The organism is Lentzea sp. (genome assembly GCF_036380075.1).
Classification (GTDB): Bacteria; Actinomycetota; Actinomycetes; order Mycobacteriales; family Pseudonocardiaceae; genus Lentzea.
Map to the genome: position 1 here is coordinate 1 of NZ_DASVFL010000340.1, position 14,036 is coordinate 14,036.

General features: G+C 70.4%; 14 protein-coding genes. 3 read left to right on the forward strand and 11 right to left on the reverse strand.

Annotated elements, in window-relative coordinates; translation table 11 throughout:
- From VF330_RS36255 to VF330_RS36285, 7 genes are all read right to left on the reverse strand, one after another.
- A partial coding sequence (locus VF330_RS36255) for a helix-turn-helix transcriptional regulator (protein WP_330856259.1) occupies nucleotides 1–614 on the reverse strand: 614 nt, incomplete at its 3' end.
- A gap of 103 nt (nucleotides 615–717) precedes the next feature.
- Complete coding sequence (locus VF330_RS36260) at nucleotides 718–2,043, reverse strand: lytic murein transglycosylase (protein WP_330856283.1); 1,326 nt, start codon at nucleotides 2,041–2,043, stop codon at nucleotides 718–720.
- 162 nt (nucleotides 2,044–2,205) lie between these two features.
- Nucleotides 2,206–2,637: a DUF501 domain-containing protein gene (locus VF330_RS36265; RefSeq protein WP_330856284.1), complete on the reverse strand. Its 432-nt coding sequence runs from the start codon at nucleotides 2,635–2,637 to the stop codon at nucleotides 2,206–2,208.
- Nucleotides 2,638–2,678: 41 nt separating this feature from the next.
- Nucleotides 2,679–3,173 (reverse strand): septum formation initiator family protein, encoded by a 495-nt coding sequence (locus VF330_RS36270; RefSeq protein ID WP_330856260.1) that lies wholly within the window; start codon nucleotides 3,171–3,173, stop codon nucleotides 2,679–2,681.
- Nucleotides 3,174–3,176: 3 nt separating this feature from the next.
- Complete coding sequence (eno, locus tag VF330_RS36275; RefSeq protein WP_330856261.1) at nucleotides 3,177–4,463, reverse strand: phosphopyruvate hydratase; 1,287 nt, start codon at nucleotides 4,461–4,463, stop codon at nucleotides 3,177–3,179.
- A gap of 177 nt (nucleotides 4,464–4,640) precedes the next feature.
- The gene (locus VF330_RS36280) at nucleotides 4,641–5,315 is read right to left on the reverse strand and encodes a hypothetical protein (RefSeq protein WP_330856262.1); all 675 of its coding nucleotides are present in this window, start codon (nucleotides 5,313–5,315) and stop codon (nucleotides 4,641–4,643) included.
- 36 nt (nucleotides 5,316–5,351) lie between these two features.
- The gene (locus tag VF330_RS36285; RefSeq protein ID WP_330856263.1) at nucleotides 5,352–6,572 is read right to left on the reverse strand and encodes a cytochrome P450; all 1,221 of its coding nucleotides are present in this window, start codon (nucleotides 6,570–6,572) and stop codon (nucleotides 5,352–5,354) included.
- Nucleotides 6,573–6,588: 16 nt separating this feature from the next.
- On the opposite strand from VF330_RS36285, the gene VF330_RS36290 reads away from it, so the two are divergent.
- Nucleotides 6,589–7,290, forward strand: a complete 702-nt coding sequence (locus VF330_RS36290) for an alpha/beta hydrolase (RefSeq protein ID WP_330856264.1) — start codon at nucleotides 6,589–6,591, stop codon at nucleotides 7,288–7,290.
- On the opposite strand, the gene VF330_RS36295 is transcribed toward VF330_RS36290, so the two are convergent.
- Both VF330_RS36295 and VF330_RS36300 read right to left on the reverse strand, forming a co-directional pair.
- Nucleotides 7,275–8,015, reverse strand: a complete 741-nt coding sequence (locus VF330_RS36295) for an SDR family oxidoreductase (RefSeq protein WP_330856265.1) — start codon at nucleotides 8,013–8,015, stop codon at nucleotides 7,275–7,277. The genes VF330_RS36290 and VF330_RS36295 overlap by 16 nt on opposite strands.
- 50 nt (nucleotides 8,016–8,065) lie before the next feature.
- Nucleotides 8,066–9,604, reverse strand: coding sequence for an AfsR/SARP family transcriptional regulator (locus VF330_RS36300; protein WP_330856266.1), 1,539 nt, complete (start codon nucleotides 9,602–9,604; stop codon nucleotides 8,066–8,068).
- Nucleotides 9,605–9,778: 174 nt separating this feature from the next.
- On the opposite strand from VF330_RS36300, the gene VF330_RS36305 reads away from it, so the two are divergent.
- The gene (locus tag VF330_RS36305) at nucleotides 9,779–10,159 is read left to right on the forward strand and encodes a tetratricopeptide repeat protein (RefSeq protein WP_330856267.1); all 381 of its coding nucleotides are present in this window, start codon (nucleotides 9,779–9,781) and stop codon (nucleotides 10,157–10,159) included.
- Between the two features lie 213 nt (nucleotides 10,160–10,372).
- Nucleotides 10,373–11,596, forward strand: coding sequence for a hypothetical protein (locus VF330_RS36310; protein ID WP_330856268.1), 1,224 nt, complete (start codon nucleotides 10,373–10,375; stop codon nucleotides 11,594–11,596).
- 60 nt (nucleotides 11,597–11,656) lie between these two features.
- Here VF330_RS36310 and efeB read toward each other — a convergent pair whose 3' ends face one another.
- Together efeB and efeO are read right to left on the reverse strand one after the other, a co-directional pair.
- Nucleotides 11,657–12,904 (reverse strand): iron uptake transporter deferrochelatase/peroxidase subunit, encoded by a 1,248-nt coding sequence (gene efeB / locus VF330_RS36315; protein WP_330856269.1) that lies wholly within the window; start codon nucleotides 12,902–12,904, stop codon nucleotides 11,657–11,659.
- Nucleotides 12,901–14,022 carry an iron uptake system protein EfeO gene (gene efeO, locus VF330_RS36320; protein ID WP_330856270.1) on the reverse strand — a complete coding sequence of 374 codons (1,122 nt, stop codon included), beginning with the start codon at nucleotides 14,020–14,022 and terminating at the stop codon, nucleotides 12,901–12,903. Before efeO ends, efeB begins: the two co-directional genes overlap by 4 nt.
- Nucleotides 14,023–14,036: the final 14 nt, after the last annotated feature.

The following is a 14,036-nucleotide window of genomic DNA, read 5'->3' on the forward strand; positions in this document are numbered from 1 at the left end:
GGCACGATCCGGAAGGTGATGTAGTTGCGCATCACGACGAACTGGATGTGGGTCAACTGCGCTCGCATCACGTCCGGACCGCCGACCGGCAACCGGAGTGCCTGCTCGTGCACGTAGAACACGAACTCGCGGCCGGGCTGGAAACTCGCCTGGCGGTCGAGCTTCGCGCGGACCAGCGCGTCGATGTCCGCGGGTTTGATCTTGGCCGACTTCTCCGCGGCGGCACGCATGTAGCCGGCGATCTGGAGGTGGCCGGGGACGAGGTTCATCGACCACACGGTGATCTTGCTGGCGAGCCGCTCCTGGCTGATCAGGGAGTGGACCTGGTCGGGGACGCCGTCCTCCGGGAACAGGAGCCAGCCCTTCTCCCGGGACTCGCGGTACAGGGTGAGCATCTGTTCGACGTCGGTGTGCGGGGCGCGGCAGTAGGACAGGAGCCGCACGACGTCGAACTCCGTGACGCCTCCCTTGCCCTGCACCAGGTCGGAGACCTTGGCCTCCTGCCAGTCCAGCAGTTGGGCGAGTCTGCGCTGGGTCATGCCGCTCTGCTCGATGGCGTCGCGCACGCCATTGCCGAACTCCCGGCCCACCACGCTCGAGTTGCGCTTCGGCATGGGAGGACACGTTAGGGGTCGGGATCCCCTGCGCCACAACGTTTCTGCCCGAATTTCCCCGAACGAGGTACGGCTTGGAGGCGCTCCAACGCGACACGCCGGACTAGCTGGGCGTGGTCGTTACCAGGCTGTTCGACGTGGGCTGGGCGGAGCTTTCCTCGCGGACGCTGCTGGGCGTGTTGGTCACCGACGACTGCTGCGGCTGCGAGGACGACTGCGACGACGACTGGGAGGTGCCGGACGACGGCTCGGACGCGGGCGGGTTCGACGCGGTGGTCGTCGTCGTGGTGGTCGTGGTCGTGGTCGTGGTCGTCGTGGTGGTGGACGACGAGGGCGGCGTCGACGACGGCGGGCAGGACGTCGAGGTCGACGGCGGGGTCGAGGGTGCCGAGGTGGTGGTGGACGTCGTCGTCGAGGTGGTCGACGTCGGCGTGGGGCACGAGGGCGGCGTGGACGACGGCGGCGTCGAGGACGGCGGGTTCGACGTGCTCGGGGTGCCGGGGTCGGTGCCGGTGGGCGGCGTGCCGGGGTTGCTCGTGTCCGGGTTCTGCTGGTTGTTGCCGGTGTCGGAGAGCGGCGGCAGGGCGTCGACGTTGTCGCCGTACTCCTTGGCCCACTTGAGGACCGTCTGGACGTACGTCGTCGACTGGTTGTAGCGGAAGACGGCCGCGGCCCGCGCGCTCGGCTTCGACAGGTCGCCGCCGCCCGCGCAGAGGTAGCGGCCGGCGCCCAGGGCGGCGTCGTAGACGTTGTTCGGGTTGACGGTGCCGTCGTCGTTGCCGTCGCCGCCGAAGCTCGCCCACGTCGCGGGGATGAACTGCATCGGGCCGACCGCGCGGTCCCAGGTCTTGTCGCCGTCGAGGCGGCCGCCGTCGGTGTCGCGGATGGCGGCCATGCCGGGGGCGCCGTTCAGGACCGGGCCGAGGATCTTGGGGGTGGCGTCGCCGACGGCGTTCACGCGGCCGTTGTTGGCGTGGTTCGACTCGACCTTGCCGATGCCGGCGAGCAGCGCCCAGTCGAGGTTGCAGCCCGGGACGAGCTGGGCCATCTTGTCCTCCGCGCGGAGGTAGGCCTCCAGCACGACGCCGGGGATGCCGTAGTCGCCGGGGAAGTCGTCCACCAGGCCGGGGTCGTTGTCGACGCCCTCGTCGAACTCGCCGTCCTCGAGGTCGGCCAGCAGGGCCGCGCTCAGCTCCTCGGACAGCGGCAGGCGGCCGGACGCGCCGAGCTCGGACGGGTCGCGGCGCAGCGCGTTGAAGACGTCGGCGGGACCTAATGTGACAGCGATGTCGTCGTGCTTGGAGAGGTTGACCCAGTCGACGAGCTTCGTGCCCACGACCAGCGACGGCGCCAGCATCGCAGCCAGCGCGGCAACAGCGAACCCCTTGTGCTTCGGGGACAGCGCCGCGGGACCGCGCAGTTTGGCCATTGCCACGAATACTCACCTCTCGTGCGTCATCGCGGCGCGCCGTCTCGCAGTTACGGCGAACGCCCCCGAGCTGACCCGTTCCACCCTGCCCCACTAGCGGGACCAGGTGTACCCAAGACGGAGTGAAGCGTGTGTTCGGTTCCGTTGACTGTTAACTCGGCGTTACGCGCAGTCTCCGGCGGGCCAGAGCGCCTGCGCCGTCAAGAGTGCCAGGGCCTCGTCCCCCATGGGATTGACCCCGGGGCCCTTCGCGAGGGCGTGTGCGACGTGCACGTGGAGGCACTTGACCCTGCCCGGCATGCCGCCCGCGGTGACCTGGGTGCCCAGCGACTCGATGGCGTCGCGTTCGGCCAGGTACGACTCGTGCGCGCGCAGGTAGGCCGCGGCGAGGTCGGCGTCCGTCGCCAGGCGCTCCTGCTGCTCCTTCATCAGGCCGCCGCCCTCCAGCGTGCTGACCAGCGAGTTCAGCTTCGGGCAGGTCAGGTAGTACAGCGTCGGGAACGGCGTCCCGTCGGGCAGCCGCGGGTCCGTCTGCACGACGTTCGGGTGCCCGCTGGGGCACCGCGAGGCGATCGCACGCGTCCCGCGCGGCATGCGGCCGAGCTGCTGGGCGACCGTTTCCAGGTCAGCAGCACTTACTTGTGCGTCACCGATTCCCACAGTTCCTCGTACCAAGACCCTTGTGCCGCCGGCTTGCCCGACGGCCTCTCCGATTCGGTGTTGCGACCTTCGTCACCGGGCAGTTGAACGATGTAGGGCGTCTCGCCGGGCCGCACCCAGTGCAGCCGCTTGCGCGCCTCGATCTCCACGTAGCCGGGATCCTGCAGCTGCGCCTTGCGCTGCTCCAGCGCGGCGACCGTCTCACGCAGCTTCTGCTGCTCGGCCCCCACGTCGCGGAGCTCGTCGCGCTGCGAGAGGTAGGTCCGCAGCGGAACCGCGATGCTCAACGCCAGTGCGCACAGCACCATCGCGAACATCGCGGCCCGCCGCGTCCCCGTCATGCCGAACGCGCCACCCGTGCCGTCGCTGCGACGCGACGGCGCCTTGGGGCGCGGAGGCTTCCGAGCGCGCGCGGGCCGCGCCTCCCGTTCCTCACGGGGGCGGCGGGGACGACGCGCGCGCTCGGCCATGGATCAGCCCTCCGGCGTGTAGCGCGGGAACGCGAGCTCGCCCGCGTAGCGCGCCGCGTCGCCGAGGCTCTCCTCGATGCGCAGGAGCTGGTTGTACTTCGCGGTGCGCTCACCGCGGGCCGGCGCACCGGTCTTGATCTGCCCGGCACCCACCGCGACGGCGAGGTCGGCGATGGTCGTGTCCTCGGTCTCGCCCGAGCGGTGCGACATCATCGACTTGTAGCCGTAGGAGGTGGCCAGCGAGACCGCGTCGAGCGTCTCGGACAGCGTGCCGATCTGGTTGACCTTCACCAGCAGCGCGTTGGCGGCGCGGCGGGAGATGCCCTCCTCCAGGCGCTCCGGGTTCGTGACGAACAGGTCGTCGCCGACGATCTGGACCTTCTCGCCCAGCTCGGCGGTCAGCTGCACCCAGCCGTCCCAGTCGTCCTCGGACAGCGGGTCCTCGATGGAGACCATCGGGTAGTCGCGGACCAGCTCGGAGTAGTAGCCGATCATCTGCTCGGCCGACCGCTTGGTGTTCTCGAACGAGTAGGCGCCGTCCGAGAAGAACTCGGTGGCGGCCACGTCGAGCGCGAGCGCGACGTCGCGGCCCGCCCGGTAGCCGGCCTTCTCGATGGCCTCGAGGATCAGGTCGAGCGCGTCGCGGTTGCTGCCGAGGTTCGGCGCGAAACCGCCCTCGTCACCCAGGCCCGTGGCGAGGCCCTTGCTCTTCAGCACGGACTTCAGCGCGTGGTAGACCTCGGTGCCCCAGCGCAGGCCCTCGCGGAACGTCTCCGCGCCGATCGGCGCGATCATGAACTCCTGGATGTCCACGTCGGTGTCGGCGTGCGAGCCACCGTTGAGGATGTTCAGCATCGGAACGGGCAGCACGTGCGCGTTCGGGCCGCCGATGTAGCGGAACAGCTCCAGGCCGCTGGAGGTCGCCGCCGCCTTCGCGACCGCGAGGCTCACGCCGAGGATGGCGTTCGCGCCCAGGCGGCCCTTGTCCGGCGTGCCGTCCAGGTCGACGAGCTTCTGGTCGACGACCCGCTGCTCGACGGCCTCGATGCCGACCAGCTCGGGGCCGATCTCGTCGAGCACCGCGGTGACCGCGCGCTCGACACCCTTGCCCAGGTACCGCTTGGCGTCGCCGTCCCGCAGCTCCACCGCCTCGTGCTCACCGGTGGACGCGCCCGACGGGACGGCCGCGCGCTCCAGCGTGCCGTCGTCCAGCGCCACCTCGACCTCGACGGTGGGGTTGCCGCGAGAGTCAAGGATCTCGCGTGCTCCGACCTGCTCGATGACCGCCACTTGCGCTCCCTGTTTCTCCTGCGTCTCGTCGTCGTGACGAGCCTACTTGGGCCAGGTGACCGGGCGGGGCTCGACACCTGCGGAGCAGCTGTGGATCACCTGCGGACCGCGGTGGAGCGCCGGGGCCGGTCGTCTGAATCGTGCCAGACGTCCCGGGCGGTGCCCAGTCCCCGTGGATCAGCCCACCTTCACCAGGTACGGCACGGCCAACCGCGCGAGGTCGGACAGGTGCGACGTCGCCCGCTCCACGCCTCTCGAGTACACGACCACCTTGGCGATCAGGTCCCCGCGCGCCAGGAAGCCCTCACAGGACCACGCCTCCTCCCCCTCGTCGGGGAAGCGCTGGCAGAGCGCGTACGAGTCGTCGATCCCCTCCCACTGCCGGATCTCGACGTCCGCCCGCACCTCGCGAGGCGACTCGTCGATCTCGCCGACGTAGGTCCGGCACGAACGCGCCTTGTCGCGCAGGGTGTCGAGGACGTGCTTCGCCGTGACACCGACCAGCCCGAACACCTGTTCCTCGAAGTAGGAGTCGGGCGAGTTCCAGAGCCGGCGGCGCGAGGTGGAGACGCCGACGTCGACGCGCGCGCCCAAGCACACCGGGCTGATCCTGCCGTCGGTGTTGGCGAGCTCGGCGTCCCACTTCGGCTCGTCGGTCACGTACTCGGCCGGGATGCTGAAGGCCTCCACCGGCATCAGGGCCGACTTCACCTTGCCGTCCATCGCCTTGACCAGGTCCGGTGTCGACGCGGTGGACGTCGTCGCCGGCGAAGGTGGCGCGGTCGTGGGCGCGGGCGGTGTCGGTGAGCAAGCCGCGAGCGTGATGACGCACGCGACGATGACGAGACGCATGAACTCTCCCCCACGGAGCGCAAAGCTGAAGAGTGCTCAGGTTAGTCGCACCGGCAGGTGTTTCACGCCGTTCTGGAAGTTCGACCGCAACCGGACCACCTCCCCGTCGAGCTCCAGCAGCCCCGGCAGGTCCAGCACCGCCTCGAACACCGCCCGCAGCTGCGTCCGCGCCAGCTGCGCCCCGAGGCAGAAGTGCGGCCCGTGCCCGAAGCTCAGGTGATCGGCTTCCGACCGCCCCACGTCGAACCGGTCCGGAGCGGAGAACACCCGCTCGTCGCGGTTGGCCGAGGAGAACCAGACGACGACCTTCTCCCCCGCCGCGATCCGCACGCCGGACAACTCCACGTCCGATACGGCCGTGCGCCGGAAGTGCATGACCGGCGTCCACCACCGCAACATCTCCTCGACCGCACTGCCGAGCAACGACCGGTCCGCCCGCAGCCGCGCGTACTGGTCGGGGTGCTGCATCAAGGCGATCAGACCGCCGGGAATCCCGTTGCGCAGGGTCTCGTTGCCCGCCACCGAGAACAGCCAGAACAGGGTCTCGAACTCCTCCAGCGAGATGTCCTCCCGCATGAGGTTGCTCAGCACGTCGTCCGACGGGTGCTCGCGCTTGTGAGCGCCGAGAGCGTGCGCGTAGGCGTACAGGTCGGGCATGCCGCCGCGGGACCGCGGGTCGCGGCCGTCGTCGGGGCGGAGCTCCAGCGCCTGGAGGGCCATGTCGGTCATGCCGTCCGTGGAGCTCGACGACAGCGCGTACTCCTCGTCCTGGAAGCCGATCACGCGGTTGCTCCAGTCGTAGAGCAGCGCGCGGTCCTGGCGCGGCACGCCGAAGACGTCGGCCAGGGTCAGCAGCGGCAGGTCGGCGACGTCGGCGGCGAAGTCGCCGGACAGGTTCGCGACGATCCGACGTGCGTTGGCGCGGATGCCGTCCTCCAGCCTGGCGACCGCACGAGGCGTGAAGGCCTGGGTCAGCATGCGGCGCAGGCGGGTGTGGTTCGGCGGGTCCTGGTTCAGCATCATCCGCTGGACGAAGGCCAGGTCGTCGGGCCGCGGGTCGCGGATCTGGGTGGCGCCGCGGTGCGACGAGAACACGCCGGGCGAACGCAGCACGGTCCGGACGTCGTCGTACCGGAAGATCGCCCAGAAGTCGTCGACGCGCACGACGTTCCCGTCGCGCAGCCGGGTGAGTGCGTCGTGCGGGACACCCGAGGTATACGTGTCCGGGTCGACGATCAGCTCGGCATCGGTCCGCATAGAACGGGATTCTGACGTGCTTCATGTCGAACGTGGTGGGAACGGGCCGTTGCTGGTGCTGCTGCACGGGCTGGGCGCCACCGGCGAGGTGTGGCGGGGCGTCGTCGACGGGTGGTCCGGGAGCTGGCTCGTGCCGGACCTGCCCGGTCACGGGCGGTCCGGGTCGATCGACCGCTACTCGTTCGGCTCGTTCGCGGCGGCCGTGGCGGAGGTGGTGCCGCGCGAGCCCGTGACGGTCGTCGGGCACTCGCTGGGCGGGGTGGTCGGGCTGGCGCTGGCCAGCGGCTGGTTCGGGGTCGACGTGACCACGTGCGTCGGCGTCGGGATCAAGGTGCGGTGGACCGACGAGGAGCTGGAGAAGGCGGCGTCGCTCGCCGCGCGGCCGGCCAAGGTCTTCGCCGAGGAGGCCGAAGCCGTCGAGCGGGCGTCGAAGATGGCCGGGGTGCCGCTGGCGCACGGTGTGTCCGAAGTGGACGGCGGGTGGGCGCCGTCGCTGGACGTGAGGGCCTTCGGCGTCGGGCGGCCGGACCTGCCGGGGCTGATCATGGCGTCGAAGGCGGAGGTCGTGCTGGCGGCGGGCGAGAACGACCCGATGTGCCCCCGGGAACACCTGGAGGAGCTGGTGCCGGCGCCCGTCACGTTCCCGGGCACCGGCCACAACGCGCACGTCGAGTCGCCCTCGTCGGTGCACACGCTGCTGGCTCAGCTCGCGAGGTAGCCGCCGTCGGCCGCGAGCACGACGCCGTTGACGTAGCTCGACTGGCCGGACGCGAGGAACAGCACGACGTCCGCGATCTCCTCCGGCTCGCCGACGCGCTTCATCGGGATGGCGTCGCTCATCGCGTCGAACACCTCCGGCGACCCCGTGGCGGCGGCTTCGGTGCGGATCGGGCCGGGCGCCACGGAGTTGACGCGGACGCCCCTGGCGCCGAACTCGACGGCCCACGAGCGGGTCAGGGCGTCCACTGCCGCCTTGGAGGCGCTGTAGACGCTGGTGGTCGCGTTGCCGACGTCCGCGCCGATCGACGAGACGTTGACGATCGAGCCCCTGCCCTTCGCCAGCATCGCCGGGGCGAGGGCCGCGGTGAGGAAGTAGACGCCGCGCACGTTCACGTCGAAGACCTGCTGGTAGGTCTCCAGCGACTGCTCGGTGGTCGGCGAGAACGGGAAGATGCCCGCGTTGTTGACGAGGACGTCCACCTCGCCGACCTCCGCGGCGAGCGCGCGGACGTCGTCGACGCTCGCGATGTCCGAGACGATGAAGTGGCCGGTGCCGCCGGCCTTCTCGACGAGCTCGACGGTCTCCTTGCCGAGCTCGGCGCGGCGGCCGGTCAGGTAGACGGTGGCGCCCGCCTCGGCGAGCTTGACCGCGATGGCGCGGCCGATGCCCGACGTGGCTCCGGTGACGAGTGCCTTCTGGTTCGCGAGGATCTTGGTTGCCATGTCCGCCACCGTGCCGACACCGCGTGGTCCGGCCGTGAATTCCGGATGAATCAGCTGGTGGGAGCCAGTGTGCGCAGGCCGTAGAACATCTGCACGAAGTGCGGGATCCGGTAGCGGCCGAGCTCCAGCGGCTCGATCAGGTGCACGTCGGCGAGCGACTCCAGCAGCATCTCGATCGTGCCGATCTCGCCGCCGGTCATCTCGGCGGCCTCGCACACGTCGATCACCTCGTCGCCGCGCCGGGCGAAGCAGTCGACCAGGTGCCGTTCCGCCTCGGTCAGCCGGTCGTCCGCCTTGATCATCGGCGCCAGCACGGCCCGGCAGTCGGACGGGATCGCGTCGCCCAGCACGGTCTCCCGCTCCATCTGCCGCAGCAGCATCGCGACGGTCCAGTGCGGGCGGGCGCTGAGCTTGCCGGCGAGCACCCGGACGGGGTTGGGCAGGTGCGAGACGCGGGCGAGGACCTTCGTCGTCAGCTCCGGCTCGGCCGAGCTCCGCGCACCGCCGGCGACCTGGTCGAACAACGCCCGTGCCTCGGCCGCGGCGAGTCCCGCGACCTTCAGCCACGTCACGCCGGGCAGCGCGTTCCAGCGGCGCACGCTCGTGACGATCATGGCGGAGCCGGGTACGTGCAGGTCCTCGACGTCGGCCGCGGTCTGGAGGTCGTCGACGACGACCAGGAACCGCCTGCCGCGCGCCTTCTCCCGCCACTGCGCGGCCTTGTCGCCCGCGGGGTTCTCGACGCCGACCGCGCGCAGCAGCTCACCCGCGACGTCGTGGCCGCGCACGAAGATCTGCCCGTCCGGGAAGCGGTGCCGGGCGAGGTGGCCGATCCGGGTGGCCAGCGCGGTCTTGCCGCTGCCGTGCATGCCGGTGATGCCGACCGTGCCCGGCAGGACCTGCAACGCCCGCGCGATCTCGTCCGCGCGGCCGGTGAAGTCGGCGACGTCCGGCGGCAGCTGCTCGGGCCTGCGCGGCAGGTGGAGGTCGCCCTTGAGGATCCGCGCGTGCACCTCGCGCAGCTCGGGGCCGGGGTCGAGGCCGAGTTCCTCGTTCAGCAGGGCGCGGGCCTGGTGGAAGTGGTCCAGCGCCTCCGCCTGCCGGCCGTCGCGGTACAGGGCGTGCATCAGCAGGGCGCGCGGGCGTTCGCGCAGCGGGTGCGACGCGACGTGCTTCTGGAGCTCCAGGACGTCCAGCTCGCGTTCCAGCCACTCCTCGCGCGAGTGCAGCCGCAGCTCGGCGAGCCGCACCCGTTGTGCCTCGAAGTACCTGCCCGGCAAGCCCTCCAGCGGTTCGCCGCGGCAGTCGTCGACGAGCTCGGCGCGCAGGGTGTAGCCGCCGTCCTTCGACCTCAGGTCCAGCTCGGGGAACGTCTTGCGGATCTTGTAGACGTACGTCCGCAACGCCGTCACCGCGCTCGGCCTCGGGTCGTCCCAGACCATGCCGACCAGCTGGTCGTTGCTCAGCCGGACGCCGTTGTTCAGCAGCAACGCCGCCAGCACCGCCCGCCGCTGCCGCGGTCCCGCGTCGACCTCCTCGTCGCCCCGCCAGGCTCGTACCGGACCCATCAGTGAGAAGCGCAGGCTCATGCACCGGCTCAACGCCCGCGGCGGTGCCCGGCTTCCCACCGGCCGGTTTCCCGACGACCGGAACGTCGCAGAAGTCCAGACTGGACTCCGGAACGCCCGGTTCGTCCACTCCTTCGAGTCCTGTCGCCCGGACGGCAGTCGAAGAACCGGTGATCGGTGGGTACCGTTGATCGAATGACGGACGGCACCTTCGAGGCGTTCAGGAAGGCGGAGGCGTTGCTCGCACAGCGCCGGCCTCTCGACGCCCTGCGCGAGCTGAAGCAGGTGCTGGACGAGGCGGGTGACGCGCCGTCGGTGCAGCTGCTGGCCGGCCGGGCGTACCTCGGGTCCGCTCAGCTCAACCGGGCGGAGGAGGCGTTCCGCAAGGTCCTCGACCTCGACCCGAGCGACCACTACGCGCGGTTCGCGCTCGGCAAGACGCTGCAGCGGCTCGCAAGGCTGCCGGAGGCGCTGGCCCAGCTGCGGATGGCCGTCGCGATGAACCCGTCGCCGGAGTACCAGGAAGCCCTCGGCGAGGTGCGCGCCCGCATGGCCGTCGAACGCGACCGGAACTGACTGTCCACACAGGACTTCCGCGCGGGTTGCCCCGAATGGACGCATGTTCAACGGTGCGTGAGCGACTAAGTTCTCTGTGAGGCCACCGGGGGGACGCAAGCAGCGTTCTGACGGCCGCCGGATCTGGGGGGATCCAACCGTGAGCGCGGTTTGCGCTGCCCTCGTTCGGTGTGCCTTCAAGGCCGCGACAGAGGGGTTCGTGCAGTGAAGAAGATGAGGCTTTCGGCTCTGGCCGCCATCACCGCCGCCACAGCGCTGCTGGTGACGGCCGCACCGTCGTCAGCGCAGGCCAACACCGGTCCGTCGGCGTTCACGCCGGAGGTCAAGGCGCTGATGGCCACCCAGGACAAGCTCCACAGGATCGCCGAGAAGGTGGACAGAGGCAACGGCTTCGGCGGCCTCTACGTGGACGCGGGCAGCAAGACGCTCAACGTCTACTGGAAGGGCAAGGCCCCCGCCAAGGTCAGCTCCGCAGCGGCCGTCGCCAAGGCGCAGGGCCTGACCGTGAAGGTGCACTCCGCCCAGTACTCGCAGGCCGAGCTCAACGCCGAGGCCGCGCGCCTGGCGAAGACCGGTTCCGTGCGCAGCGTCGCCGCCAAGTACGACGGCAGCGGTCTGGCCGTGAAGCAGGCCGCGACGGGCTTCTCGGCCAAGTCCGCCGTGCAGAGCTCGGTCGCGGTCGAGGTGGAGTCCGGTGAGGTCGAGCTCGCCGCGTCGCGCCTGTTCGACTCCGCCCCCTACAAGGGCGGCGCGTACATCGAGAACTACAGCAGCAGCGGCGCCGTGCAGGGTTCCTGCAGCTCCGGCTTCGCGGTCGTCAACAACGCCACGGGCGCCGACAAGGTGCTGACGGCCGCGCACTGCGGTGCCGCCGGCAGCTTCTACACCAACGGCAACGGCGACTTCATCGGCTCGGTCGAGAGCCGTTCGGTGGCGTCGGACAGCGAGATCATCAACGCCACCGGCCAGCCGCGCGTGTGGATCGGCGACTCGATCCAGACCGAGCTGGTCCAGCCCACGGCCAACCAGTACGGCCTCGACGTCATCGGTTCGTCCGCGACGATCGCCGGCGACTGGCTGTGCGACTCGGGTTCGTTCTCCGGCACGATCTGCGAGATCCGCGCCACCCAGACCGGCCTGACCATCTGCCTCACGAACTTCGGCTGCGTGAACAACTCGGTCGAGGCCGTGCACCAGGGCGGCTACAGCGCGGGCGGCAACGGCGACAGCGGCGGCCCGATCTTCTCCGTGCAGCAGCCCGGTGACAAGCTCGTCGCCCGCGGCACGCTGACCGCGATCTCGGTCGCGCCCGCCGACCTGCGCCAGTGCAGCGGCGTCCCGGCGGAGAACGGCCGCCGGTGCTCGCAGCGGATCATCTACCCGGACATCGTGGCCCAGCTGGCCGACCACAACGCCCGGATCAAGACGATCGGCTGACCCACCGCGCCAAGACCGGCGGCCCCCGAGTCCTCTGTGGACTCGGGGGCCGCCGGTCGTTCAGGCTCCGAACAGGGTGTCGCCCCAGTAGCCGCCGGGTTTCACGCCCGGTGGCACCGCGAAGTGGCCCGACCCCGTGTGCTCGACGTACTCCATCATCTTGTCCTTGGTGGACAGGGCTTGTTGCATCGGCACGAACTGTGTGCGCGTGTCCCGGTTGAACGCCACGAAGAACAGGCCGGCGTCGAGGTGCCCGAGCCCGTCGGTGCCGTCGGTGAAGTTGTAGCCGCGGCGCAGGATCCTGGCCCCGTTCAACGACTCCGGCGACGCGAGCCGGATGTGCGCGGTCTCGCCGATCAACGCCACCCCGCCCGCGCCCTTCACGTGCAGGTCCGGCTCGTCGAACTCCTTCGCCTGTCCCAGCGGAGCGCCCTCGCCCTTGTTCCTGCCGACGATCTGCTCCTGCTCGACGAGCGACGTGCGGTCCCAGATCTCGATGTGCATGCGGATCCGGCGCGCCACCAGGTACGTGCCGCCGACGAGCCAGTCCGGCCCGTCCTCCTGCGCGACCCACACGTGGTTGCGCAGGTGGTCGGTGTCCTCGGCCTTGATGTTGCGCGTGCCGTCCTTGAACCCGAACATGTTGCGCGGCGTGGCCTGCTCGCGCGTGGTCGACGACGTGCGGCCGAAGCCGAGCTGCGACCAGCGCACCGCGACCTTGCCGAACCCGATGCGCACCAGGTTCCGCACGGCGTGCACGGCGACCTGCGGGTCGTTCGCGCAGGCCTGGATGCAGATGTCGCCGTTGCTGCGCGCCGGGTCCAGGTCGTCCTTCGGGAACCGCGGCAGGTCGATCAGGCGTTCCGGCCGCTTCGAGGCGAGCCCGAACCGGTCGTCGAACAGCGACGGCCCGAAGCCGATCGTGATGGTCAGCGCGGACGCGGGCAGGTCGAGCGCCTCGCCGGTGTCCTTGGGCGGCGCCTCGGCGTTGCCGCCCACCGCGCCGTTCTCCGCGGCCTCCTGGCCGGAGGTCATCCGTTCCGCGGCCAGCGTCCACTCCTTCAGGAGCTCGACCAGCTCGGCCCGGTCCTTGGTCTTCACGTCCAGCGCGACGAAGTGCATGTGGTCCTGCGCGGGCGTGGTGATGCCGGCCTGGACGTCGCCGCGGAACGGCACCTTCGCCGCGGCGAGGTTCTCGACCTCGGGCGACGTCCCGGTCGCGAGCGCCCCGGCGGCGGCACCCGCGCCCGCGAGCGCCACACCGGCGCCCGCGAACCCGAGCAGCCTGCGCCGCGACACCCCGGTCACTTGGCGGACACCACTTCCGCGACCTTGCTGACCGGCTCGCCGAGCGCGTCGACGGCCTCGGCCAGCGCCTTGACGTCGTCCTGCGACAGCGCGGTGTAGGACTTGAAGCCGTCGCCCTCGCGGTACTTCTCCAGCGCCTCGTCGAGCGCCTTGAACTTGGCGTCCAGGGTGGTCACGAGCGCCTTGTCCTTCTGCTCCACGGCCGGGCGCAGCGCGGCGATCGCGGCCTGCGAGCCGTCGACGTTCGCGCGGAAGTCCCAGAGATCCGTGTGCGAGTAGCGGTCCTCCTCACCGGTGATCTTGCCGGTGGCCACCTCGTCGAGCAGCTCCTTGGCGCCGTTGGCGAGCTGCACGGGCGTCAGCTCCACCGCCTTCGCCTTGGACACGATCTCCTTGACGTTGACGAGGAGCTCGTCCGCGATCTTCTCGGAGTCGGCCTGGAGCCCGGACTCCCACAGGTCCTTCTCCAGCCGGTGGTAGCCGGTGAACGCCATGCCCTCCTCGATGACGTCCTCGCGGCCGTCGATCTTGGGGTCGAGGTCGCCGAAGCTCTCCGCGACGGGCTCGATGCGCTCCCAGTAGGTGCGCGAGACGGGGAACAGCGCCTTCGCGTCGTCGACCTTCTTGGCCTTGACGGCGTTGACGAACTCCTCGGTCTTCACGAGCAGCTGGTCGGCCTGCGAGGTGACGTAGCGCTGGTAGCTCTTGGTCGCCTCGGCGAGCAGCGCGTTGCCGTCGGTCGACTTCTTGCTGTCGCCCGTGACGGTGAAGTCGCCGCGGATGCCGTCGCCCTTCATGCCGGGCTTGCACGCGGTCTGGAACTTGCCGGACTCGGTGACCTCGACGATCAGCTTCCTGCTCAGGCCGGGCCCGATGTTCTCGACCTCGCCGAGGATCCGGTCGCCCTCCGCGTAGAGGTAGAACTCGGTGACCTTGGTGCCCTTGTTCGTCACCTCGAACGTGACGGGACCGGTCGCCGCCTCGGTCTTGGCGACCTTGCAGGCGTCGTCACTCGCCTCGACGGCGATGTTGCCGCTCGCACCGCCGCTGTTCGTGCCGCCGTTGCCACACGCCGCCAGCACCGCGAGCGAGCCCAGGATGACCACTGCTTTGCGCACCGGTTGCCACTCCA

What these genes read in the sequence shown, in the direction of transcription:
- VF330_RS36285 (WP_330856263.1), bottom strand. Translation starts at nt 6,572, where the DNA reads ATGCGGACCGATGCCGAGCTGATCGTCGACCCGGACACGTATACCTCG.
- VF330_RS36305 (WP_330856267.1), top strand. Translation starts at nt 9,779, where the DNA reads ATGACGGACGGCACCTTCGAGGCGTTCAGGAAGGCGGAGGCGTTGCTC.
- VF330_RS36280 (WP_330856262.1), bottom strand. Translation starts at nt 5,315, where the DNA reads ATGCGTCTCGTCATCGTCGCGTGCGTCATCACGCTCGCGGCTTGCTCA.
- VF330_RS36310 (WP_330856268.1), top strand. Translation starts at nt 10,373, where the DNA reads ATGAGGCTTTCGGCTCTGGCCGCCATCACCGCCGCCACAGCGCTGCTG.
- VF330_RS36265 (WP_330856284.1), bottom strand. Translation starts at nt 2,637, where the DNA reads ATGCCGCGCGGGACGCGTGCGATCGCCTCGCGGTGCCCCAGCGGGCAC.
- VF330_RS36260 (WP_330856283.1), bottom strand. Translation starts at nt 2,043, where the DNA reads ATGGCCAAACTGCGCGGTCCCGCGGCGCTGTCCCCGAAGCACAAGGGG.
- VF330_RS36270 (WP_330856260.1), bottom strand. Translation starts at nt 3,173, where the DNA reads ATGGCCGAGCGCGCGCGTCGTCCCCGCCGCCCCCGTGAGGAACGGGAG.
- VF330_RS36300 (WP_330856266.1), bottom strand. Translation starts at nt 9,604, where the DNA reads ATGAGCCTGCGCTTCTCACTGATGGGTCCGGTACGAGCCTGGCGGGGC.
- VF330_RS36295 (WP_330856265.1), bottom strand. Translation starts at nt 8,015, where the DNA reads ATGGCAACCAAGATCCTCGCGAACCAGAAGGCACTCGTCACCGGAGCC.